We start from the raw sequence: 22,281 nt of genomic DNA, 5'->3' as shown, positions 1-22,281 counted from the left end.
CGCGAGTCGGCGTTAGGGCGGCCATAGCGGCGAGGTTGCCACCCGTACCCATTCCGAACACGGAAGTTAAGCTCGCCAGCGTTCGAGCGAGTACTGGAGTGCGCGAGCCTCTGGGAAAACTCGTTCGCCGCCCACCATTCATACTTTCAGCGAGTAGCGACCGCTGTGGGCGGTCGCACTGGTTCCGTCGACGCGGAACCGACCGACGCTGGTCGCGTCCGTCGCGGTTCGATTCCGCGAGTCGGTGTTTCGGCGGCCATAGCGGCGAGGCGACCCCCGTACCCATTCCGAACACGGAAGGTAAGCTCGCCAGCGTTCGAGCGAGTACTGGAGTGCGCGAGCCTCTGGGAAAATTCGTTCGCCGCCCACCATTCATACTTTCATCGTGCCGCAGAGAGTCATCGCTCTCTGTGGCATTTCGTATTTACGGGCCGAGAGTGGCGACGCTGGCCGATTCAGACGGAGAAGCTACAGCTGGCGTCGCAGTCCGCGTTCGACGCCGAGAGGAAGGCTTCGGCCACGTAGGAACCAGGCTGGGGGTCGTCCCAGCTGCACTCGAAGGTGACGCTGTCGCCGGCGTCGATGCTCTCCTGCTGGAGCATCTGCATGAACATCCGCCCGTCGCTCCAGCGCCAGACCTCTGTATCGTCGTCTTCGACGACGGCGACGTCGTGAGTCTGGCTGTCGGAGAACTGGAGTTCGACGAGGGCGTCCCCGTCGTTGGTCACGGTGAAGCTGAATGTAACGGCGTCGCCGGACTTCGTCGCGTCGAGTGTCCCGGTCAGTGACATACGCCGGCGTACCGCCGGCGGCGATATAGGTCTTTCTCGCGAGACAGGTCACACGTGCGTCGTTCCCGCGAGACGGTACCCATATACGACGTGTTCGCATAATCGGGAACGGATTATGGAGTTCGAACCGGACAGGCCGCGGGGACTGCTATCGAAGGCGGACCGGGAGTACCTGCTCGGACTGTCCGAGATGACGCACGAGCAGTCGAAGCGGAACGCGGAGGCACGGATCCGCGAGCGCGTCACGCACGGTATCCTCGACTTCTACCTGCTGATTCGCCAGCTGGAGCGGAAGGACCGGCGGCAGATATTCGAGAAGGGGTTGGACGACGCCCAGTTCCAGTACGGGCTGACGGGGATGACGGCGTTCGCGTACATGGGGCTGAAGGAGGCGGGGATGGAATTCGAACACGTCCTCGCGCCCGCCATCACCAGAGCGGAAGAGGCGTACGCGGCCGAAGGGTTCGGGACGACCGTCGACGTGGAAGTGACGTTCGACGTGACGGTGTCCCCCCGGGAACGGCTAACGACGGTCGCGGACCGGCTCCGTGCGGGAGAGGCGGTCGCCCCCGACGAGTTCATGTCGGTGATGGCGGGCGACGACGAGGTCCTCGAGGACATCGACGAGGTGGTACTCGACCTCTCGCAGGGGGAACTCGGGATGGAAGAAGGGGAGTTCGTCGACCGGGTCGGAGCGTTCCTGGGGAGCGAGCCGGACTGGCTCGACGACGAGCAGGTTCGGATCCCGGTCAGGAGCTAGTAGCGGGCACTGCCCGGCTCCAGAGCACGAGCAGGCTCGGCAGCACGTAGACGGCGGCGACGAACGCGAAGACGATGGCGATTCCGATGACGATGCCGAAGCGCTGGAGCGACGGGACGATGGCGAGCGCGAGCACGGAGAAGCCCGAGGCGGTGGTAACGGCGCTGCCGAGGAGCGCACCACCCGTTCCGCCGACAGTGGCGGAGAGGGCGTCGTCGACTGCGGAGGACTGCGTTGCGGGTGAACCACCATCGATAGCCCGCTCCAGTTCGTCGGTGAACCGTTCGGTCATGTGGATGCTGTAGTCGACGCCCAGGCCGATGCCGAGACTGGTGATGAGCGCGGTCTGGGCGTTGAACGGAATCTCGAGGAGCCACATCGCTCCGAGGACCCAGGCGAGCGAGAGGACGACGGGGACGATGGTGACCGCGCCGAGGCTCGCGTAGCCGGAGAGCACCCGGTAGCCGACGACGAGGATGGCGAGCACGCTGAGGACGGTGACGACCAGCGTGACGACGACCGTCTCGAGTAGGCCGTCCTGGACGATGGCGGTGAGTACGGGTGAGCCGGTCGCGGTCGCCGTGAGACCTACACCCTGGGCGGGTTCGACGGCCGCTTGCATCTCGTCGCGGACCTGCTCGACTGGCGCGCCGCCCGCGACCGCGACCTGCAGACGGAGTGCCTCGTAGCTCCCGGCATCGGTCCGGTAGACGACGCGACTGGCGCGGTCCGGGGCGGTCCGGTAGAGGGCGTCGTAGACAGCTGCGAGGTTCCGGTCGGGGACGCCGTCCCCGTCGGTATCTGCCTCGCTGACGACCTTGCGGAAGCTCTCGTTCTCCGCGGCGACCGCGTCGATGGTCGAGACGGGGCCGACGATTGAGGCGGAGCCATCGGCGAGGGTGACGACGCTCTCGCTGGCGGCGGCCCGGTCGTGGACGCGCTGGATGCGGTCGAGCGTGTCCGGGGCGGTCACGTCACCCTGTACGAGGAGTTCCGCGCGGGTGGACTGGCTCTGCTGGAGGAAGCGGTCGTTCAGGTAGTCGGCGTGCTTGCGGATGGAGTAGTTCCCGGGCGCGAAGGGTTCGGGGAGCTTCGTCATCCAGGTCGGCGGTTCCTCGGTGAGGAAGTCGCTCCGGTCGAAGCTGGTATCGACCTGGGTCGCGCCGTAGGCACCGCCCGCACTGACCAGCAGTGCGACGAGGACGACGGCGACGGGTGCTCGTTTCGCGCTCGCGGTACCGAGTGCGAGTAGTCGGCCGACGCCGCGGCTGTCGCCGCCGAAGGGTTCGTTCCGGCGGTCGACGCCGAACCGTTCGAGGAGCGAGTCGACTTCGACCTTGAGCGCGGGTATCAGCGCCCCGAAGACGACGAGGGCGCTGACGATGCCGGCGGCGCTGACGAGACCGAAGTTCTGGAGCGGGGGGAGCGGACTGGAGAGATTCGAGAGGAAGCCGAGGGCGGTCGTCACCGTGACCCAGAGGAGGGCGACACCGACAGCGGCGAGGGCTCGGCGCATTGCAGGACCGGTGTCTGCAGTGGGGTCGCGCTGTCGGGCCTCGCGGTGGCGCATGAACACGTGGATCGCGTAGTCGATGGCGAGGCCGATGAGCAGGATGGGGACCGCGATGAGCGTGGTGGAGAAGTCGATGCCCGCCCAGCCCATGAAGCCCTGCATCCAGACGAGGACGAGGCCGATACCGAGCGTGCTGAGCACGATGTCGACGAGGTCCCGGTAGGCGATGACGAGCGTCACGAGGACGAGGACGAGCGCGAGCGGACCGATGATGGTGAAGCTGTCGCCGATAGAGCGACCGGTCTCGTCGTTGACGATTCCGACGCCGAAGACGAACGAGTCCTCGCCCAGCTCGTCGCGGGCGAGGTCCTGGACGGCCAGCTGCCCCTCTGCGACGGCAGGAGGGAGTTCGGTACCGGTGTTCGGCGGAACCGACTGGAAGACGACCATGATCCGGGCGTCGGCCTCCGTGGTCCCCGGCTCGTAGTCCGTGGGCATGAGTTCGAGCGGGTCGCCGCCGGGGGTGTCGGCGTCCGCGGAGAGGACCTCGGAGACGAGGTCGTCGACCGTCGCCTCGTCGAGGGATTCGAGCGCGTCGCGCTGTTCGGCGAGCGTCGGCGGCGGGCCACCCGGCCGGCTCTTCCGGGCACGCTCGCGCTGGATGGCCGCGATTGCGACGGCGTTCGAGACGCCGATGGTCGGCGTGTCGTCGACGAGGGTCCGGGAGACGGTCCCGTTCTCACGGAGCGTCTGCTGGAAGCGGAGACTCTGCAACAGCGAGTCCTTCGAGAGGACGTCGTCACCCCGGACGACGACCTGTACAGTGGTCCGGTTCTGCCCGTCGGTACGGAAGTTTCGCTCCACGTAGTCGAGTTTCTCGGCCGCCTCGGTGTCGGTCTGGAAGCTATCGGTCGAGGTCGTGGTGTCGACCCGTGCGGCGCCGCTGCCGACGACGAGCGTCGCGACGAGCAACGCCACGATGACCAGCTTGCTGTGGTCGACGACGAACTCGGCGACCCGGTCGGCGTTCACGAGGTGACCACCTGCGGTGAGTGGACGGTCGCATGTGACATGGACGGCGGTTCTTCCCGTGCCGGTAAAAGTGCATACGGTAACGAGCTACCCCATAATCAGTTTTGGATTATGGAGTGGTGAACGACATCGATTTACGCCGACCGACACAACCGTGAACCGTGCAGATCGTCGGCTACGAGACGGAACGGGAGGCGCGTCTACCGGCGGTGCTGTTAGCCGAGGATGGCGCGGTCACCCGACGGACCCTGTCGGCCGGCGACGACCTCACGTACACGCTGAGCGACCGGCGATGTGCGGGCGTCGTGACCGAGGACGGTCACCGGTCGTGTTCACGGCCGGGGACGCCCTACTGCGACCAGCACACCAGCACCTGGATCTGTGCGCGGTGTACCGGGACGTGTCTGAAGCCGGAGATGGATTGTTACGAGGAGCACGCGGTCTACCTCGCCGCGTTCGCGCCGGACGTGTTCAAGGTCGGCGTCACCCGGTCGTGGCGGCTGGAGACCCGCCTCAGAGAACAGGGTGCCGACCGGGCGGCGCACATCCACACCGTCTCCAACGGTCGCATCGCCCGTGAGCTCGAGGCCGACTACGCGACGGACCTCGTCGACCGGGTTCGCGTCCCGACGAAGATAGCCGGGCTCGCGGAGACGGTCGACGAACTGGCGTGGGAGGCGGTCCTCGACGAGTTCGACCCCATCGAGACGTTCACCTTCGACTACGACCTCTCGCTCGCGACCAGGCCGGTCGCGGAGACGCTCTTCTCGGGGACGGTCGTCGGCGTGAAAGGTCGCGTCCTCGTACTCGAACGCGGCGGGACCACGTACGCGGTCGACATGCGCAACCTCGTCGGCTACGAAGTCACGGAGACGGCCCCGCAACGGTCGCTACAGTCGAGTCTCGGTGCGTTCAGCTGCGGTCGTTGAGCTCCGTCTCGACGGTGAACTCGCGTCGTCCGACCGAGAAACGGCGACCCCGCCAGGCGAGTGACGGCTTGAACAGGATGCTCCCGTCGACGAGTTCGGCAGCAGCGTCGGTGTCGGCCGCGGGAAGCCGAAGCGTGAGCCTTCCGTCACCCTCGCCGGTGATGGTCTCCGAGGAGACGTGTCCCGGCGGATGCTCGAACTCGGGCGGCCAGACGACGTGCTCCTGGGTCACGTCCGCGTCGTCGGCGACCCGGAGACTGATTCCGGTGACGGTGAGGTCGAGCCAGTTGTCGTTCGAGAACGTCAGGACCACGACGCGCGGGCCGTCGTCGTCTCGTTCGACGGTCGCGTCGTCTATCGCGACGTCGTCGAGCAACGTATCGAACATCTGTTCGTCGTACAGGCTGGATATCCAGCGGCCGACCACGGGTATCAGTCGGAGGACGTAGAACACGAGGACGATGACGAGCCGGGCGAGGAGGTAGAACGCGACCACTGTCGAAGGCTTCGGTCCGCTGGGGAAAAAGGGTTCGAGACCTGGTCGGTTCAGCCAACGTTCGCGGAGAGTCTCTCCTCGCGAGAAAAACCCTTTTCGGGCCGGAGAGTGAACGTCCGGGTATGGCAGACGACGCAGATAACGGCGAAGCAGCCGGAACCGACGACGAGAAGAAGTCCTTCCGCGAGCGCGTCGAGGAGATTCGCGAGCGACGAGAGGAGGAGTCCGACGAGGACCGACGCGAGCGCATGGAAGAGATGATGGGCGGCGGTGGCGGCCCGGGCGGTCCGGGCGGCCCCGGCGGCATGGGCGGCGGTAACCCGTTCGCGCAGATGATGGGCGGCATGATGGGCGGCGGTCCGGGCGGCCCCGGCGGCATGGGTCGCGACGAGGGTGGCTCCGACAACGAGGAGCTCGTCCGCGAGGTCCGCCAGCTCCGGGACGAGATGCGCGACCAGACCCGCGCTCTCAAGCGCATCGCCGACGCGCTCGAAGACGAGTAAGACTGCGTCCTTTCTTTCGACGACCGACACGTGCGAAGCGGCGGCTCCGAGGAACGTGGGACACGTGGCGAGCGACGGCTCCGAGGAGCGTAGCTCCGCCGGGTCGATGACCGGTGACCCCGTCAGGACAGGTCGGCGTATATCTCCGCGAGCCGTGAGACGGCGTGGTCGATGCTCACGGCGTCGCGACGGTCGAGGCAGTTCCGGGAGAGCTGTTCGCGATTCTCCAGTGCGCGCTCGATGCCGCGACGGAAGTCGGCGACGTCTCCCCGGGAGAAGTGGTAGCCGTTGACGCCGTCGTCGACCGTCTCGGCCAGTGCGCCCGCGTCGACGCCGACGACGGGCGTCCCGCAGGCGTTGGCCTCCAGTGCGACGAGGCCCTGCGTCTCGACGGGCGACGGGAACGTGAACACGTCGAGCGCGGAGTAGAACGCGGGCATCTCCTCGCGGTCGAGGAAGCCGAGGAACCGGACGTCCGCGTCGCTGGTGGCGGCCATGCGTTCGAGGTCGTCCCTGGCCGGGCCGTCGCCGCCGAAGACGACCGTTACCTCGGAGTCCAGTCCGGCGGCGGCGTCGATGATCTGGCCGAGCTGTTTCTCGTAGCCGTGGCGACCGGTGTAGCCGATGAGGGTCCCCTCGAGGCCGTTCCGCTCGCGGAACGCCGTGTCGTCGACCGGTCGAAACTGCTCGATGTCGATGCCGTTGGAGACGACCTGTATCTCGCTCTCGACGCCGACGGTCTGCTCGAGGTGGCGTTTGGTCGGCACGGAAGGGACGATGACGAGGTCGGCGCGGTCGTAGAACCACTGCTCGTACCGCTCGCTGAGTCGCTGGATGCCGCCGACGAGCTTCTCGGAGGGAAGGATGTAGTCGGCGTACTCGGCGGTCGGCGTGTGGTAGGAGGCGACCAGCGGTTTGTCGGCCGACCGGGCGAGTCGGAGGCTCGCGAGTCCCAGCGCGAACGCTGTGTGGGCGTGGATGAGGTCGGCGTTCTCGACGGCATCGGGAATCTGCGGTGCGCCGACTCGGTAGCCCTCGTAGAACGGGAACGCCACGGAGCGGACGGGGTGTTCGCCGGCGGTCGGCGTGTGCTCGTCCGACTGCGGGTAGACGACGTCCATCCAGCCGCCGTCACGGTTCCAGCGGTCGCGCCAGGACTTGATGGTGTACGTCACACCGTTCACCGTGGGCAGATAGGTGTCGGTGAAGGCAGCGACCTGCTGGCTCATTGTGGACAGAATGATGCGACGAACACTTAAAAGGCCTGACTTTCGCTGCCCTTCAAGCGGGGCTGCGGTCCTGTGTCAGGCGGCCGTTCATCGGTCCTCGAGTAGCGACCGGTACGTCGAGGCGAGTTCCTCACCGACGGCCTCGAGACTGTGGCTCTCTGCGGTCTTTCTGCCGTTCTCGCCGAGTCGCTCCCGGAGCTCGGGGTCGTCGGCCAGGCGGTCCAGGGCGTCCCGGAACTCGTCTTCGGTCTCGCAGATGAGGCAGTCGTGGCCGTCTTCGAAGTACTCGCGGAAGACGGGGATGTCGCGCAGGACGCAGGCCTTCCCACAGGCCATCGCCTCGAGGACGACGAGCCCCTGGTTCTCGACCTTCGCGGGGAACAGGAAGACGTCGCCCGCACCGAAGGCCATGCGCTTGTCGTCGACCCAGCCGGTGAATGTGACGTTCTCGGGTGGGTCGCTCGTCCAGCGCTTGACCACCTTCGAGCCGTGGGGACCGTCGTCGTAGGGGCCGAACCAGGCGAACTCGTAGTCGGTCCGCTGGGCGAGCTCGCAGAACGTGGTGAGCCCCTTTCGCTCGAAGACGTTGCCGACGGCGAAGACGACCATCCCGTCGAGGCCGTACTCGGCGCGGGTCTCGTCGCGGAACTGCGCTGCACCGGCGACCGAGTCAAGGTCGAGTCCGTTCGACATCGGCTTGATAGGGGCGTCGACGGGATAGGATTCGAGGACGCCCTTCGTGTACTCGGAGGGGCAGAGGACGACGTCGGCCTGCGAGTAGAAGTACTTCAGGTAGACGCCGAGTGCGGGAGCGACGGCGTTCGAGAAGCGGAACGAGTCGCGGAAGTCCTCCTTCGTGACGTGGGTGTGGAGCACGAGAGGGATGTCGTTGCGCTTCGCGTGCCGAGCGATGGCCAGCGACTCCGGCCCGACCATGTTACAGTGGGCCACGTCGTAGTCGGTGAACAGGTCGTCGTCGAACACTCGCGAGGCGAACAGCGCGTCGGGGAGGGAGCCGTCGGTCCAGGGCGAGGTGACGACGTCGATCTCGGGGGCCGCCCGGGAGAGGGCTTCGCGTTGCTGGTCGACAGCGGTACCCATCCCGCTCCGGTCCAGCTGGGATTCCAGTTCGAGGTGGTTCAGGACTCGCACTGTCCTGTCGGAGCCGCGACGACGGAAAAAAGCTTGCGACTCCTTGGGGACGTGGTCGAGACAATTCCTCACTCTCGAACGGTAGCCATTTCACACCGCCAGCGTTACGCACGGATAGATGACACTCGCAGAGGAGCGCATCGACCGGCTCGACTCGCTGGCGCGGGCGGCGACCCGCGAGGGCGAGTTCGACCGCGCCCGGGAGTACGTTCGGCTCGCGAGACGCATCGCCGAGCGCAACCGGCTCCGGCTCCCGACGCGGTTCAAGCGTTTCACCTGCGACCGATGCGACGCCTATCTCCTCCCCGGGACGAACGCCAGGGTCCGACTGGGGGACGGCCGCGTGGTCGTCACCTGCGACTGTGGCCACATCGCGAGATACCCGTACCGCTGAGTCGACGAACCGTCGTCGCCGCCGTCGGTGACGCACCTCCCATCGACGCCACCTCCGCTGGCGCTACTCACACCGCTGTCACGCGGCCTGTCCCATCGAGCGTGACATCCTCTCCCGCTCGTTCACGTTTGGTGCAAGATTAAAACCCCTCCCAAAGTAAGCTAGCGCCAGATGAGCAACGAGAACCTGCGAAAGCAGGCGCACGACCTGGACGTGACCGTCTGGGTCGGCAAAAGTGGTATCGGCTCGGTAGTCGACGAACTCTCCGATCAACTCCAGAGCAACGAACTCGTGAAGGTGAAGTTCCTGCGTGCGGCCCGTGGCGGCACCTCCACCGAGGAACTCGCCGAGGAACTGGCCGAGGAGGTGAACGCAGAACTCATCGAGACGCGGGGCAACACAGCGGTGTTCCACTGATGGAGGTCCTGCTTCAGACCGAACTGGAGGGCATCGCGAAGACCCTCAACCAGATAGGCGTCCCGAAGGCGTACGCGGGCGACGTCGCGAGTGCCATCCTGTTCGTCGTCGCACTCGTCGTCGTCTACACGCTGGGCAACGCCATCGTCATGCCCCTCGTGAGCAAGCTGATGGATCGGCGCGGCCTCGACGAACACGCGAAGAACCCGCTGAAGCGACTCACGAAGTTCGTCATCCTGTTCGCGGCACTCGGCGTCGCGTTCGCCGCCGGTGGCTTCGGTAACATCCTGACGGCGCTGGCGACCATCGGTGCGGCCGCCACCCTCGCCATCGGTTTCGCGATGCAGGACGTCATCGCGAACTTCGTCGCTGGCGTGTTCATCTTCACGGACAAGCCGTTCCGCATCGGCGACTGGATCGAGTGGGATGACTACTCGGGCATCGTCGAGGACATCAGCCTCCGCGTCACCCGCGTCCGGACGTTCGACAACGAGCTGCTGACGGTCCCGAACTCCCAGCTGACCGACGGCGTCATCAAGAACCCCGTCGCGAAGGACCAGCTCCGACTGCAGTTCCTGTTCGGCATCGGCTACGACGACGACATCGACCAGGCGACCGAGATAATCATCGAGGAGGCCGAGGCCCACCCGGACATCCTCGACGACCCCGCACCGTCGGTCCGGCTCACGGAACTCGGTGACTCGTCGGTCGGCCTCAAGTCCCGCATCTGGATTGCGAACCCGTCGCGCGCCGACTTCGTCAAGACTCGCGGCGAGTACGTCCAGGCGGTCAAAGAGCGGTTCGATGCGGAGGGAATCGACATCCCGTACCCGAACCGCACCATCGGTGGCTCGCTCGACGTCGAACAGCTCTCGGCGGTCACAGAGACCAGCGACTGAACCGCTGGTGCGGTTCCGACCCCGTTCTCACTGCAAGTCTATCTCTCCCAGCCGCTTGCTCGCCCGATGCCGACTCCCGTTCGTAAGCACGAGCGTCACGACAGCGAGCGACAGCGCCGCGAGTGCGACGAAGACGGCGACGCCGGCGGCGTCTCCCCGCTCGGCGAGGAGCGTCGCGGTGTCGACTGCGGCGTAAGTCAGCAGCCCGGCCGCGACCAGGAAGGTGCGCTCCCCGTACGGCCGGTCCGCGACGAGGGCGGTTCCGGCGACGAGCAAGAGCGTGGCCGTGACGACGGCACCGAGCACGGTCGTCGAGGGGCCACCCGGATTCAGCGCGGTGCTGCCCGGGGTCACGGCGAGTGCGACCACCCAGTAGCCGACGAGTGCGACGGCTGCGCCGATGGCGAACCAGCCGACGACGCGGTCCGCCTCACGGGCTGCGGCGCTCGTGGGGTCGACCTGGGCCAGTCCGTCGACGGCCCGGAGCGACCGCGCGAGCGACTCGTAGACGAGCCCGGTGACGAGCCGGTCCAGCGAGCGAGCGGAGACCGCGAACCCGACGAGGGCACAGCCGAGCAGGACGACCGACGTGGGAGAGACGGCGACGGGGGAGACGGCGACGTCAGGCTGCCGCGCGAGGACGCCAGTGAAGACGTCGTCGAGCAGTCTGCCGGCCGACGGCCAGAGTGCAGCGACGACGAGCGTCCCGGCCAGGACCGCCGTAGCGTAGAACAGGTGACCGGCCAGCGTCGGCCGCCGAGAGTCGACCCACGAGAGCCGTTCGTCTGCGGTCTCGAAGGTCCGGGGATTCCCGGAGAGCTGCCGGCCGACGTGGGTGAGTACGACGGCGCCGGTGAGGAGCCACAGGAAGACGGCGAGGGCTGTTCGCACCGAATCGGGGGACAGCCCCGGCTCCCAGCGGAGTACGGCGGTGACCGCTGGTTCCGTTAGCGGCCCTGCAACGAAGTAGCAGAACGAGAGCCAGAGGCCAGCCTCTAGCCAGCCTGGGACGGGCACGAACAGGTCATACCGACGGCTCCCGTTCCCGCGAGTTCGGTACCGGCGGCTTCCCGGAATCTCTCCGGCTCTCGCCGTCTCGCCGGACAGCGTCCCGTCCGCCGTCTCCCGCCCCGACGCCGGTGCTGGAACGAGTACTCCCGCGTCCCTGTCGGTCTCTCGGCTTCGCTCCGACGCCACTGTGTCACTGTCCAAGACATATCCCCTCCATCTCTAGTAACGAGATATCGAGTGAAATAGGGAATCACCCCTCAGGGGGCCAGAGACTCGCCTGTGGGGGGACGTCGGTCGGCGTGAGAATCGGAGCGGATGCGTCGATGGACGGACCCGGGGCTCGGCGGGTGAGAATGCGGTATGAATGGGCGGACGCCTGGGGTTGCCCGGCGTTCCCGGTCGGGGAATCCCGGTCGCCTCCTCCACCCCGCGACCCATCGAGCGACGGGTGTCCGACGGTGGGCTGCTCACTTCCGTGCCTGACCCAGTGCCGCCGACTAACGTCGGGAAACCATCCCTGCGGATGGAACCCGACGACCGCCGTCCCCGACGGACGAGGTTTCTACGTCGGCTCCCGGGGCCCGACCGGGTCTGACCGGACGTGCCCAGGATTCGGTCCCCGCTGAAGACCATATCGCGGGTTGTGAGCAGGGCCTAACTGCCCGACCTAGTCCATCAGAACGTATCCGCTTGCCTCTTAAGGTCCTTTCGACTCGAACCAGCCACCGTCACTCGAATTCGCGTCCCGCTGTCCAGGTCCGCCCGAGACGCCGGTCCACGTTCAGGCCGTCAACAGGCCGAGGACCCGAGCGTACCAGACGCCACAGGCCGCGAGGACGACGCCGACCAGGAGGACGGCCCAGCGGTGGTACGCCATCCACGTCTCGGTCCCGATGCTCGAGACGAACTCGCTCGAGACGCTCACTGCCCAGACGAAGACGAGTGCGACGACGGCGAAGCCGAGGACCAGCGTGACGCCGGCCGCGAGGTCGGGTTCGGTCCGGCCCTCTCGCCCCGCCGCGAAGACGATAGCGGCGACGAGCGCGAACAGTGCGATGTACGGCGGTCCGACGAGCCCGTAGCCGTAGTAGGTCCCGAGCGCGCTCACGCCCGAGGCCGAGAGGGCCACGTACGGCGCGAAGACGGCCGCGACGAGTGCGAGGGCGGCGACGATACCGGCGGTTGGCGGCGTGCGTACGTCGACCATGTGCCAGGTTCCACCGGGAGAGGGCATAAACACGGCGAAGGTGACGGGCGGAGAGAGCAGGACGAGGCGGAACGCACAACAGGGAGGGGGTCGCACGTAGTGGTATGGGACTCGGTTCCACCGCCAAGAAGCTGCAGACGGTCGCCGAACGAGCGGAACAGCTGTACGCGCAGATGAAGGACATCCGCGAGCGGCTGGTGAAGATCGAAGAGGACGTCGACGACACGGCCGGCCGCGTCCGGTCTCTCGAGACCCAGCTCGAAGAGCAGCGGGTCGTCCTCGAGGCGCTCGCGGAGGAGCAGGGCATCGACGTCGACGGGCTGCTCGCGACTGAGGTCATCACCGAGGCGGAGGCAGCACCGACCGAAGGCGAGTCGGCGGAGCCGTCCAGCACTGCCGAGGGCGAGTCGACGAACCAGCCGGGCACCGCAGAAGGCGACGCCGCTGGCTCTGCGTCGACCGACGAGTAACAACACCTATCGGGGGGTGGCAACTATTGCCCCCATATGACCACCCACGCGGAACCGCTCTCGTCCGTTCTGGACACGATCGGTGAGACCCCGCTCGTCAGGGTGCAAGAGTCGCCCGACGACGTGCCAGTCTACGCGAAGCTCGAGTCGTTCAACCCGGGTGCGAGCGTCAAGGACCGCATCGGGAAGTACATGCTCGAACAGTTGCTCGAGCGCGGCGACCTCTCGCCGGGCGGGACCGTCATCGAGCCGACGGCCGGCAATACCGGTATCGGCCTCGCCGTCGCGGCCGGCCAGCTCGGTGTCGACGCCATATTCGTCGTTCCAGAGCGCTTCTCCGTCGAGAAGCAACAGCTGATGCGCGCGCTCGGCGCCGAAGTCATCAACACGCCGACCGAGGACGACATGGGCGGCGCCATCCAGCGAGCCCACGAACTCGCCGAGGAGCTCGACGACGCCATCGTCCCCCAGCAGTTCGAGAACCCGCTCAACACCGAGGCGCACTACGCGACCACCGGGCCCGAGATACACGAGGCGCTCGACGGCGAAGTCGGCGCCGTGGTCGCCGGCTGTGGAACGGCCGGGACGCTGATGGGCATCGCACGCTACCTCCGGGAACAGAACGACGACACCTACGTCGCCGCCGTCGAACCCGAGGGGTCGCTATACAGCGAGCTGAAGGGCGAAGACCCGGAAGAAGCGCCGTACAAGATAGAGGGAATCGGCACCCACGACGTGAGCACGAACGAGCTGTTCGAACCCGAGCTCGTCGACGATGTCGTCCAGGTGGCCGACCGGGCCGCTCACGACGAGCTGCGACGGCTCGCCAGCGAGGAAGGACATCTGGTCGCCTCCTCGGCGGGTGCCGCGAGCGTCGCCGCCTGCGCCGTCGCCGAGCGCATCTCGTCCGGCGAGATAGACGCGCCCTACGACTCCGTCGTCACGGTGTTCCCCGACTCGTCCGAGCGGTACCTCTCGAAGGGTATCTACCGTTCGTTCGAGGAGTGGGAAGGGTAGTCCGGAAGGCGCGCAGACAGCGGTCCTCAGCTGAGCCGCGAGTGCTCGACCTTCAGACAGCGGTCCTGGACGACCTGCAGGCCCGCTTCCTCTGCTTTCTTCGCCGCGTCGTCGTCGCGGATACCCAGCTGCATCCAGACGACCTTCACGTCGTCTCGTTCGACCGCCTCGTCGACGATGCCCGCGACCTCCTCCGACGGTCGGAACACGTCGACGATGTCTATCTGCTCGTCGACCTCGGTGAGCGAGTCGTAGGCAGGTTCGCCCAGGATCTCGTCGGCGAAGGGGTTGACCGGGACGATGCGATAGCCATGCTGTTGCAGGTACCGGGGGATGTCGTGTGCCGCCTTCCCCGGTGTGTTCGAACAGCCGACCACCGCGATGGTGTCGTGGGTGAGTATCTCCGTGAGTTCCGCGTCGCTCTCGACTGGCATATCTGAGCAGAGGCGAGCAGCGCCGAAAAACGTGCCGCCGATGTGAGAAATCGAGCGGAGTCTGCTCAGAGGCCAGCGGTATGGAGCGACTGCTCACCGTCGTCCCCCTGCTGGACCTCGATGACCGCGTCGAACAGCTGTTTGAGCGTGTTCATCGTCTGGTCGTCGTGGGCCGTCGAGTCGATGATGTAGACGCCGAGTGCGTCGGCGGACTGGATGCGACCGGTGAACACGTGCAGGAAGCGGAAGACGGTCTGCAGGTCCGAGTACATGAGGAGCGTCGATATCGAGTGGAGCAGGATGCGGTTCTTCCGGTGGCCGCGCACCTCGTAGAACTCCTCGAGGAACTCTGAGAGCTTGATACCGATGCCGGTCATGTCGACCGGCGACGACGCGTACCGGATGCGAGAATCGTCCCGGACGTTGTTCACGCCACGCTGTTTGGTGACGCAGTCGACGATTCCCAGATCGACGTCGTCGAGGTCGTCGACCCGTTCCGAGTACTCGCGGAGAAGCTTCTCGGCGCTGTCTTTGGTCGTCACTACGATGGCTCCCTCGCCCTGCCGGGAGCCGTTCGCGAGGATGTCGAGTGCGATGCGCCGTTTCCCGGTCAGCGGTGCCCCCGAAATCAGCAGGTTGGACCCAGGCGGCAGCTCAGCGTCCGGGAGAACGTCGGCCAGGTCATACATGGCGTACCCTCGTCTCCGAATGACAACGTCGACGTCGATTGGTATCGCTGTCCATTCCGTCGTATGGTAGGAAGATGCAGTATCCAGTTTATAGTACTTTTGATTACTTGTATCAGAGAACGGTGATTTTCGGGCGCGAGCGGTCCTCAGACGCCACCTGGTAGGACGACGAGTCGACCGACGACGAACGCGACGACAGCGAGGTACATGCCGTACTTGAGGTGGTTCTGACTCGCGGAGGGGTCGTCGTACCCCTCGTACGCCGCGTACAGCATCACGAGGTCCGCGGGGAGGACCGCGATGAGGTACGCCTCGCCGAACGTCCCTCGGAGATACGGGACCGGGCTGGCGACGACGGCGACGACGAGCGCCCCGACCGCGATGAGCATCGCCGTCCGTTCGCCGACGGCGATGGGGAGCGTCGTGAGCCCCTCTTCGCGGTCGCCCGCGAGGTCCTCGATGTCCTTGATTATCTCCCGGCTCACCGTCGAGAGGGCGGCGAGGCCGAACAGCACGGACGCCGGCGCGGGCGAACCGACCGCCGCACCGCCGAAGAGGAAGGTGCTCCCGGTGAGGTAGCCGACGACGAGGTTGCCGAACCCGGGCGTTCCCTTGAACCACTGCGTGTAGACGGCGAGCGCGACGAGGTTCACGACCGCGATACCGATCGCGAGCGGTGGCAGGAGTGCCGCAGAGGCGGCGGCGCCAGCGAACAGCAGGATGCTGAAGACGAGCGCACCGCGTTCGGAGACCGCGCCGCGTGGAATCGGCCTGTCCGGGGCGTTGATGCGGTCGATGTCGGCGTCGAAGTAGTCGTTGATGACCATCCCCGCACCGGTGGCGAACACCGTCGCCGCGACCGCTGCCGTCGCCTGTATCGCAGGGGCGTCCCAGGCGCCGCCCACTTCGACGGCCTCGACGCCGATGGCGACGAACGCCCCGATGAACGTCAACACTCCCGCCATGAGGGCGTTCCCGGGACGCGTCAGTTCCACGAGTCCCCGGAGCCGTGTTCGCAACTCCATACCCCCAGTCGCAGGTGCCACAGCAAAAAAGACGTGATTGGTCGTCACAGCCGTCCCGTTCGGCCGAGTCTCAGCGCTCCAGCGACGACGGGAGTTCACCGCCGAGTTCGTCGCGGTCGTGAGGTGCCTCGAAATCCGGGTCGGGCCCGACCGGAATCAGTCGCTTCGGGTTGACGTCACCGTGGGTCGTGTAGTAGTGCTCTTTGATGTGGGCCATGTTCGTCGTCTCCGCGATGCCCGGAAGCTGGTAGAACTCGCGAGTGTGGCCCCAGAGGTTCGGATAGTCGGTGATGTGACGGACGTTGCACTTGAAATGCGTGTGGTAGACCTCGTCGAACCGGACGAGCGTCGTGAAGAGACAGACGTCGGCCAGGGTCAGCCGGTCACCGGCGAGAAACCGCCGTTTCGCCAGGACGTCGTCCCAGTGGTCGAGCGCCTCGAACAGCTCCGAGACCGCGTTCTCGTGGGCCTCCTGAGCGTCGGCGAACCCGGCCCGGTAGACGCCGTTGTTGATGGGGTCATAGACCTCGTCGATGATGCGGTCTATCTCGTCACGCAGGTCGGCCGGGTAGAGGTCGATGCCTGTCGTTCCGAGCGGTGCCATCGCCTCGGCGAACATCTCGATGATCTCCTCGGACTCGTTGTTGACGATGGTCTCCTCCTGCCGGTCCCAGAGGACCGGGACGGTCACCCGGCCAGTGAACGAGTCGTCAGCGGCGGTGTAGACCTCCCGGAGGTAGTCGGCTCCGTTGACGGTGTCCTCCGTGCAATCGTCCTTCTCGGGCGTGAACTGCCAGCCGTCTTCGGCCCGGTACGGGTCGACGATGTCCATCGAGACGCCGTCCTCTAGCCCGAGCAGGCGTCGAACCGCCATGGCGCGATGTGCCCACGGGCAGGCACGTGAGACGTACAGGTGATACCGGCCGGACTCCGGCTGGAACCGGGCGTCGTCGTCCGCACGGATCCAGTCGCGAAAGCTCGTCTCCTGCCGGTCGAACTCGCCGTCCTCGTTGGTCGTCTGGTACGCGTCGGTCCGCCACTCGCCGTCGACGAGCATGTTCATACCCGGACTAGCCGAGGAGCAGGGTTAACGGCTCGGGCGTCCCACGGAACTGCCGGTTCTCTCCGTGACGTGAACTGGACTCGTGGCTGCCAGTCGCGCTTGAAGAATCACGGCGCCCAGTCGCGCTTGAAGAATCACGGCGCCCAGTCGCCCTGGAACATACACCGTAGCCCCGCACGCGACGCGAGGTGTTCGAGCCGGTCCCGTCGTTCCGCCATCGAGCCGCCCGTCCAGAGGAACGGCCCCGCGTCCAGTTCGACGGCCGGCCGCATCGGCTCGCCGTTCGGATGCACTGGCCGTCGATTGAGGACGGCGTAGCTGTCGTCGCCCGGACAGTACGGGAGCGACAACCCGGCGGCGAGCGCGTACTGGTCGACGAGGTAGTCGACCACCTGCCCCATCGCCCCCGCTGGCGTCGAGCTTCCGACCGCCCCGACGGACGCTCGGTCGTCGAAGAACCGGACCACGTACTCGCCGTCCTCGTCCGCCTCCGTCGCTGCGGCTTCGGCGACGGTCTGTACCCCGGCTGCTCCAGCGTGTTCGGGCCCGGTTCGATTCCGGGACGTTCGATTCCGGGACGTTCGATTCCGGGTCGGCTCAGTCGCCTCCGTTTCGTCGGTCTCCGGTCTTTCGACGGCCGGTTCGTCGACCTTCATCCTCTCCGCACTCGCCTCGTCGATTTCCGATTCCGTCGTCGCCCGTTCGGCCGTCGACAGCGTCGTGACGAGGTCGTCGAGCAACTGGCTGGTCGCAGCGTCGAGCACCGATTCCGCCTCGCCGTCCGTGACGTCGAGCAGTTCGTCGAGGATCGAGCGGTGGAGACCGTCGCGTGCGGCGTCTATCCGGTTGACGGCCCGGGCCCGTCCCGCGAACCGACCGCGGGCGGCCTCGTGAGAGAACCGCTCGAGGGCGGCTGTCTCGCGCGGAAGGTCCTCGAGGCGGCAGCTGTGACGGTCGACGCGACCCGCCCGGATGGCGAAGAAGGCGAACTGTCGGCCGTTGGTGAGCATCGCCCAGGAGACGCCGCCGAGGCGCATCCGCTCGGCTACCGTTTCGGCGTCGGCCGCCGTCAGGTCGTCCTCGAGCGGCCGCGACTCGACGAACACGGCCGGTGTCCCTCCGACGTTGAGCGCGTAGTCGACCGTCTCTCCCGCGGTGACCTGGTGGTCGGCTTCGACGTCGCTCGAACGGACGTTCCAGCCGAGCGCGTCCAGCAGCGGTTCGACCAGCCTGAGCTGCGTGTTCCGCACCCCGAGGCTGTCCGACGACGTCACCACGGCGCGAGCGTGGTCGACGTACTCCTGGACTGCTGTGGTCTCCATTGGCGCCGGATAGGACGGTCAGAGGCTTGTACCTTTTCGCCTGGGAAGAACCCCTCTTCGAACGGGGGAGCGTCCACGACGACCCACCGCCGAGAACGCGTCTCCGAACGTCTCATCGGGTTTTCATCAATGATAATCTCCGGTGTTGTTTTATATTCTGGATTCTAGCGTATTGAGCATATGCTGGGCCCGCTTCGTGGACTGATACCAAACTTTATTCGGAGAAGCTATGCGCTGAAATTCGGCATCGCACTTCTCGTGATGGGGCTGGCAGTTGGGGCGGTGGGGTTCGTCGCGACTGGTCAGATCACAGATGAGGTAGAGAACAGCGTCAACGACCGGCTGGCGGACAGAGCCGATCAAGAGGCGCGGAACCTGAGGCAGTGGGACGAACGGAACATCGTCATCACGCAGAACGTCGCCCTGCGTGAGGAGGTGGCGAACGGTGAGGAAGCGGAGATAGACGCGACGCTCGAAAGCCGAACGCAGGTGTTGCAGTTCGAGCGGGGGGTCAGGGACATGCACTACGTCAAGCTCCCGACGAACACCATCGCCGCGACCTCGGCGAACAAGTTCGAGGACGGGAAGCTCAGCCAGCTGCAGGCACCCTGGGCCGCGGAACTCGGCGACGAGACGACGCTCGGAAGCGAGAGCGGCGTCGTCTTCGACGCCTACACCGACCACGAGGGGACGCCCGTCGTCGCCTACGCCTACCCGGTGAAGGCGAGCAGTGGCAGCGAGGTCATCGTCGTCACCGTCGACGTGAAGAACTACGGCCAGACCATCGAGGCGGACAACGGCGAGACGACGATGATTCTCGCCGCCGACAACTCGGTCGTCTTCGCGAACCAGTCGTCCGCCATCAGAAAAACGTACACCCAGACCAACTTCTTCGGCCGGTCGCAGGCCGGTGCTGGCGTGGCAGAGATCGGTACCGCTCCGGGCCTGCTCACGTCCTCCGTCGGCGACGACTACGCGGACGAGCAGTACCTCGTCAGTTACGCACAGGTTCCCGACCGGAACCTCGTCGTCACCGTCAGCGTCCCGCAGAGCAACGTGTACGGGTTCGTCCAGACGGTCGGCGAGTGGGGTCTCATCGCCACGCTCGGTGGGATGCTGATGATCGTCCTCGTCGGGACCATCATCGGACGGAACACCGCAACGTCCATCGACCGACTCACGTCGAAGACCTCACAGATGGAGGAGGGGAACCTCAACGTGGACTTCGATACCCACCGCGTGGACAACATCGGTCGGCTCTACGCCGGATTCGGCTCGATGCGTGACGCACTCCGCGAGCAGATTCAAGAAGCTCGCGACGCCCGCGAGGAGGCGGAACTCGCCCGAGCAGAGGCGGAACAGATGAACCGTCACCTCGAGCAGAAGGCGGACGAGTACAGCGGCGTCATGCAGGAGGTCTCCGCCGGGGACATGACCCAACGGATGAACGCCGAATCCGACTCCGAGGCGATGGCCGACATCGCAACGGAGTTCAATCAGATGATCGGCGAGATAGAGGAGACCACGGCTCAGCTGAAGGACTTCGCGAACGAGGTCGCTACCTCCTCCGAGGAGGTCACGGCCAGTTCCGAGGAGGTCCGGTCGGCGTCCGAGCAGGTCACGGAGTCCATCCAGGAGATTTCCGACGGTGCGGACCGCCAGAACGACAGCCTCCAGCGCGTGAGCCAGGAGATGTCCGGGCTGTCGACGACCATCGAAGAGATCGCGTCCTCCTCGAACGAGGTCGCAGACCTCGCGGAACGGACGGCCGAGACCGGCCGCGACGGCCGCGACGCCGCACAGGAGGCGATCGACCGGATGCAGGAGCTGGAGGACAACCGCGAGATCGTCACGGACCAGATGAACGACCTCGAAGACGAGATGGAGCAGATTGACGAGCTGATCGACTTCATCTCCGAGATCGCAGAGCAGACGAACATGCTCGCGCTCAACGCCAACATCGAGGCGGCGCGCTCCGGCAGTTCCGGCGAGGGCTTCTCGGTCGTCGCACAGGAGGTCAAGGACCTCGCAGAGGAGACCAAGGACGCCGCAGAGGACATCGAGGCACGCCTCGAGAACATCCAGGAGAAGACCCAGCGGTCGGTCAAATCCGTCGAAGGAGCGAGCCAGCAGATCTCCGCGACCACGAACGCGGTCGAGGAGACCGTCGTGGCGCTCGACGAGATCGCCGGCTACGCCCAGGAGACGAACACGGGTGTCCAGGAGATATCCGCGGCGACCGAAGAGCAGGCCGCCTCCACCGAGGAGGTCGTCGCCATGGTCGACGACGCGGCGACCATCTCCGAGGAGACGTCCGCCGAGTCCGAGAACGTGGCTGCCGCCGCCGAGGAACAGACCACCGCACTCACCGAGGTCAGCCGTTCCGCAAGCGACCTCGCGAACCAGGCATCTCGCCTGAGCGAAGCGCTCGACCGCTTCGAGACCGACGTCGAAGCGGACTACGAGTTCAGCACGGGTGAAGGCGTCCTCGACGACGTGGACGCCGCGGCCGTAGACCAGTCCGACGCCGCAGCCGCGACGGCAGCCGTGGGGGAACTGATGGGCGAAGACGAGCCCGAACGGGCGGCCGACGATGCTGCTCCCCAGGAGTCGTCCGCCGACGTGCCGGCCGAGGTTGTCGAAGACGAGACTGCTCCCGAAGGGACTGGGACCGACGAGCCCGGTGCGGAGTTCCACGAGGAGCCTGTCGCGGAAGAGGTGACCGAAGATGCCGACTTCGACACTTCAGCTGCCTTCAGCGGCGAGCTGTCCTCGCCAGCGTCGTTCGACGACGATACGACGCCGTCGGCCGATGTCGGTCTCGCAGTCGACGACGGCTCAGACCCGGCCGACGAGCAGTTTGAGAGCCCGGGTGTCGACGAGCAGTTTGAGAGCCCGGGTGTCGACGAGCAGTTTGAGAGCCCGGCGATGGACGGAATGGAGACGCACGACGCCAGCGGAGCCGTCGACGAACAAGTCCCGACCGAGGAGCCGGCAGCTGAACCGGCAGTCGGTACCGAGGACACCGACGCTGTAGACGACCGCGCTGCAGACATCGAGGACGACTTCGACCCGATGGGTGAGGGCGGATTCACGCCGCTCGACGAGGCACCGGCGGAACCGGAGGTCGAGGAACTCGGTCCCGTCGACGAGGACGTCGACCCAGACGAGTACGACCTCGACGCCGCAGTCGAATCGGATGAGGAGGTCGAGGCGGACGAGGGTGTCGAGCCCGATGCAGTTGCGTCCCCGGCCGACGTGACGCAGGAGGAGGCAGTCGACGTCGACTTCGAGACCGTCGAGGACGACGCCTACGAGGCCGACATCGACCTCTCGAGCGAGACGCAGGAGGATGTCTCCTGGGACACCGACACCCTCGGTTCGGAGGTCAGCTGGGATACCGCGTCTCCAGCAGACGAACCGTCGGACGATGCCCACGAGGCTGAGTCCCCGGACGTCACATTCGAGGAGGAGCCAGCCGACATCGTCGAGGAGGAGCCGGTCGACACCGTCGAAGAGGGGCCGGCCGACATCGTCGAAGAAGAGCTGTCGAGCGACACCACCGACGACGACCAGTCGGAGGACGCCGGGGAGACCGGCTCCACGACGGGCCTCGACTTCGGACTCGACGCGGACGCGGCCGTCGAGACGGATCGCGAGACCCAGGACATCGATGCAGCACTCGACGACGCACTCGACTTCGACGAGGAGCCGCTAACGGAGTCCGAAGTGGACGACCAGCCCACGAAGGAGATACCGGGTATGGACGACATCGAGTTCGGTGAGGAGACCGACGAAGACGAACTCGACGAACAGGAGTCGGCCGAGGACGACATGTTCTCGTTCGCACAGAGTCGCCCGGACGACGACGAGTAAGCCGAGCGACCGGCGACTTCTCCGACCTTTCTCACGGTTTCTACAGGACACT

At 66.3% G+C, this 22,281-nt stretch carries 21 protein-coding genes, 2 rRNA genes and 1 other RNA gene; 11 read left to right on the top strand and 13 right to left on the bottom strand.

Going from position 1 to position 22,281, the window contains the following annotated elements; translation table 11 throughout:
* Nucleotides 1-13: 13 nt before the first annotated feature.
* Nucleotides 14-136, top strand: a 5S ribosomal RNA gene (gene rrf, locus ACSC1Y_RS15260).
* A 112-nt stretch (nt 137-248) separates the two neighbouring features.
* Nucleotides 249-370: ribosomal RNA gene (gene rrf, locus ACSC1Y_RS15255) — 5S ribosomal RNA — on the top strand.
* Nucleotides 371-455: 85 nt separating this feature from the next.
* Here the strand turns inward: rrf (ACSC1Y_RS15255) and ACSC1Y_RS15250 are convergent.
* Complete coding sequence (locus ACSC1Y_RS15250; protein WP_435335779.1) at nt 456-791, bottom strand: BsuPI-related putative proteinase inhibitor; 336 nt, start codon at nt 789-791, stop codon at nt 456-458.
* Nucleotides 792-906: 115 nt separating this feature from the next.
* Here ACSC1Y_RS15250 and ACSC1Y_RS15245 point away from each other — a divergent pair, with 115 nt between their 5' ends.
* Nucleotides 907-1,551, top strand: coding sequence for a DUF8102 family protein (locus ACSC1Y_RS15245; RefSeq protein WP_435335778.1), 645 nt, complete (start codon nt 907-909; stop codon nt 1,549-1,551).
* Here ACSC1Y_RS15245 and ACSC1Y_RS15240 read toward each other — a convergent pair.
* Nucleotides 1,541-4,096 (bottom strand): efflux RND transporter permease subunit, encoded by a 2,556-nt coding sequence (locus ACSC1Y_RS15240; protein ID WP_435335777.1) that lies wholly within the window; start codon nt 4,094-4,096, stop codon nt 1,541-1,543. The genes ACSC1Y_RS15245 and ACSC1Y_RS15240 overlap by 11 nt on opposite strands.
* A 161-nt stretch (nt 4,097-4,257) precedes the next feature.
* On the opposite strand from ACSC1Y_RS15240, the gene ACSC1Y_RS15235 reads away from it, so the two are divergent.
* Nucleotides 4,258-5,025, top strand: coding sequence for a DUF2797 domain-containing protein (locus ACSC1Y_RS15235; protein WP_435335776.1), 768 nt, complete (start codon nt 4,258-4,260; stop codon nt 5,023-5,025).
* Here the strand turns inward: ACSC1Y_RS15235 and ACSC1Y_RS15230 are convergent.
* Nucleotides 5,009-5,521, bottom strand: a complete 513-nt coding sequence (locus ACSC1Y_RS15230; protein WP_435335775.1) for a hypothetical protein — start codon at nt 5,519-5,521, stop codon at nt 5,009-5,011. The two genes, ACSC1Y_RS15235 and ACSC1Y_RS15230, sit on opposite strands and share 17 nt — an antisense overlap.
* 122 nt (nt 5,522-5,643) lie before the next feature.
* Here ACSC1Y_RS15230 and ACSC1Y_RS15225 point away from each other — a divergent pair, with 122 nt between their 5' ends.
* Complete coding sequence (locus tag ACSC1Y_RS15225; RefSeq protein ID WP_435335774.1) at nt 5,644-6,024, top strand: hypothetical protein; 381 nt, start codon at nt 5,644-5,646, stop codon at nt 6,022-6,024.
* A gap of 122 nt (nt 6,025-6,146) precedes the next feature.
* Here the strand turns inward: ACSC1Y_RS15225 and ACSC1Y_RS15220 are convergent, their stop codons facing one another.
* Entirely contained in the window at nt 6,147-7,253 is a 1,107-nt protein-coding gene (locus ACSC1Y_RS15220) for a glycosyltransferase (protein WP_435335773.1), read from the bottom strand.
* An 87-nt stretch (nt 7,254-7,340) separates the two neighbouring features.
* Entirely contained in the window at nt 7,341-8,405 is a 1,065-nt protein-coding gene (locus ACSC1Y_RS15215) for a glycosyltransferase family 4 protein (protein WP_435335772.1), read from the bottom strand.
* A 118-nt stretch (nt 8,406-8,523) separates the two neighbouring features.
* On the opposite strand from ACSC1Y_RS15215, the gene ACSC1Y_RS15210 reads away from it, so the two are divergent.
* The 3 genes from ACSC1Y_RS15210 (at nt 8,524) to ACSC1Y_RS15200 (ending at nt 10,115) form a co-directional block, all read left to right on the top strand.
* Complete coding sequence (locus ACSC1Y_RS15210; RefSeq protein WP_435335771.1) at nt 8,524-8,799, top strand: ribonuclease P protein component 4; 276 nt, start codon at nt 8,524-8,526, stop codon at nt 8,797-8,799.
* 171 nt (nt 8,800-8,970) lie between these two features.
* Nucleotides 8,971-9,216, top strand: coding sequence for a YhbY family RNA-binding protein (locus tag ACSC1Y_RS15205; protein ID WP_435335770.1), 246 nt, complete (start codon nt 8,971-8,973; stop codon nt 9,214-9,216).
* Nucleotides 9,216-10,115 carry a mechanosensitive ion channel family protein gene (locus ACSC1Y_RS15200; RefSeq protein WP_435335769.1) on the top strand — a complete coding sequence of 300 codons (900 nt, stop codon included), beginning with the start codon at nt 9,216-9,218 and terminating at the stop codon, nt 10,113-10,115. Before ACSC1Y_RS15205 ends, ACSC1Y_RS15200 begins: the two co-directional genes overlap by 1 nt.
* Before the next feature lie 27 nt (nt 10,116-10,142).
* Here ACSC1Y_RS15200 and ACSC1Y_RS15195 read toward each other — a convergent pair whose 3' ends face one another.
* From ACSC1Y_RS15195 to ACSC1Y_RS15185, 3 genes are all read right to left on the bottom strand, one after another.
* Complete coding sequence (locus tag ACSC1Y_RS15195; protein WP_435335768.1) at nt 10,143-11,327, bottom strand: DUF8058 family membrane protein; 1,185 nt, start codon at nt 11,325-11,327, stop codon at nt 10,143-10,145.
* A gap of 165 nt (nt 11,328-11,492) precedes the next feature.
* An RNA gene (ffs, locus tag ACSC1Y_RS15190) (signal recognition particle sRNA) lies at nt 11,493-11,804 on the bottom strand.
* Between the two features lie 103 nt (nt 11,805-11,907).
* Nucleotides 11,908-12,333, bottom strand: a complete 426-nt coding sequence (locus tag ACSC1Y_RS15185) for a DUF7548 family protein (protein ID WP_435335767.1) — start codon at nt 12,331-12,333, stop codon at nt 11,908-11,910.
* 104 nt (nt 12,334-12,437) lie between these two features.
* Here ACSC1Y_RS15185 and ACSC1Y_RS15180 point away from each other — a divergent pair, with 104 nt between their 5' ends.
* Nucleotides 12,438-12,803, top strand: a complete 366-nt coding sequence (locus tag ACSC1Y_RS15180) for a DUF5798 family protein (RefSeq protein ID WP_435335766.1) — start codon at nt 12,438-12,440, stop codon at nt 12,801-12,803.
* A gap of 36 nt (nt 12,804-12,839) precedes the next feature.
* Nucleotides 12,840-13,820, top strand: coding sequence for a PLP-dependent cysteine synthase family protein (locus ACSC1Y_RS15175; RefSeq protein ID WP_435335765.1), 981 nt, complete (start codon nt 12,840-12,842; stop codon nt 13,818-13,820).
* 26 nt (nt 13,821-13,846) lie between these two features.
* On the opposite strand, the gene ACSC1Y_RS15170 is transcribed toward ACSC1Y_RS15175, so the two are convergent.
* From ACSC1Y_RS15170 to ACSC1Y_RS15150, 5 genes are all read right to left on the bottom strand, one after another.
* The gene (locus ACSC1Y_RS15170) at nt 13,847-14,254 is read right to left on the bottom strand and encodes a CoA-binding protein (RefSeq protein ID WP_435335764.1); all 408 of its coding nucleotides are present in this window, start codon (nt 14,252-14,254) and stop codon (nt 13,847-13,849) included.
* Nucleotides 14,255-14,319: 65 nt separating this feature from the next.
* A complete protein-coding gene (locus tag ACSC1Y_RS15165; protein ID WP_435335763.1) occupies nt 14,320-14,943 on the bottom strand; it encodes an RAD55 family ATPase in 624 nt (207 codons plus the stop codon).
* 146 nt (nt 14,944-15,089) lie between these two features.
* Nucleotides 15,090-15,968 carry a geranylgeranylglycerol-phosphate geranylgeranyltransferase gene (locus tag ACSC1Y_RS15160; RefSeq protein WP_435335762.1) on the bottom strand — a complete coding sequence of 293 codons (879 nt, stop codon included), beginning with the start codon at nt 15,966-15,968 and terminating at the stop codon, nt 15,090-15,092.
* A gap of 70 nt (nt 15,969-16,038) precedes the next feature.
* On the bottom strand, nt 16,039-17,031 hold the full coding sequence (locus ACSC1Y_RS15155; protein WP_435335761.1) for a glutathione S-transferase family protein: 993 nt from the start codon (nt 17,029-17,031) through the stop codon (nt 16,039-16,041).
* Between the two features lie 134 nt (nt 17,032-17,165).
* On the bottom strand, nt 17,166-18,353 hold the full coding sequence (locus tag ACSC1Y_RS15150) for a hypothetical protein (protein ID WP_435335760.1): 1,188 nt from the start codon (nt 18,351-18,353) through the stop codon (nt 17,166-17,168).
* 261 nt (nt 18,354-18,614) lie between these two features.
* On the opposite strand from ACSC1Y_RS15150, the gene ACSC1Y_RS15145 reads away from it, so the two are divergent.
* Entirely contained in the window at nt 18,615-22,229 is a 3,615-nt protein-coding gene (locus ACSC1Y_RS15145; RefSeq protein WP_435335759.1) for a methyl-accepting chemotaxis protein, read from the top strand.
* Nucleotides 22,230-22,281: the final 52 nt, after the last annotated feature.

Source organism: Haloarchaeobius lipolyticus, from assembly GCF_051208015.1.
Taxonomy (GTDB): Archaea; Halobacteriota; Halobacteria; order Halobacteriales; family Natrialbaceae; genus Haloarchaeobius.
Note: the sequence above shows the minus strand (reverse complement) of the source record. Positions and strands in the feature narration are given on the sequence as shown.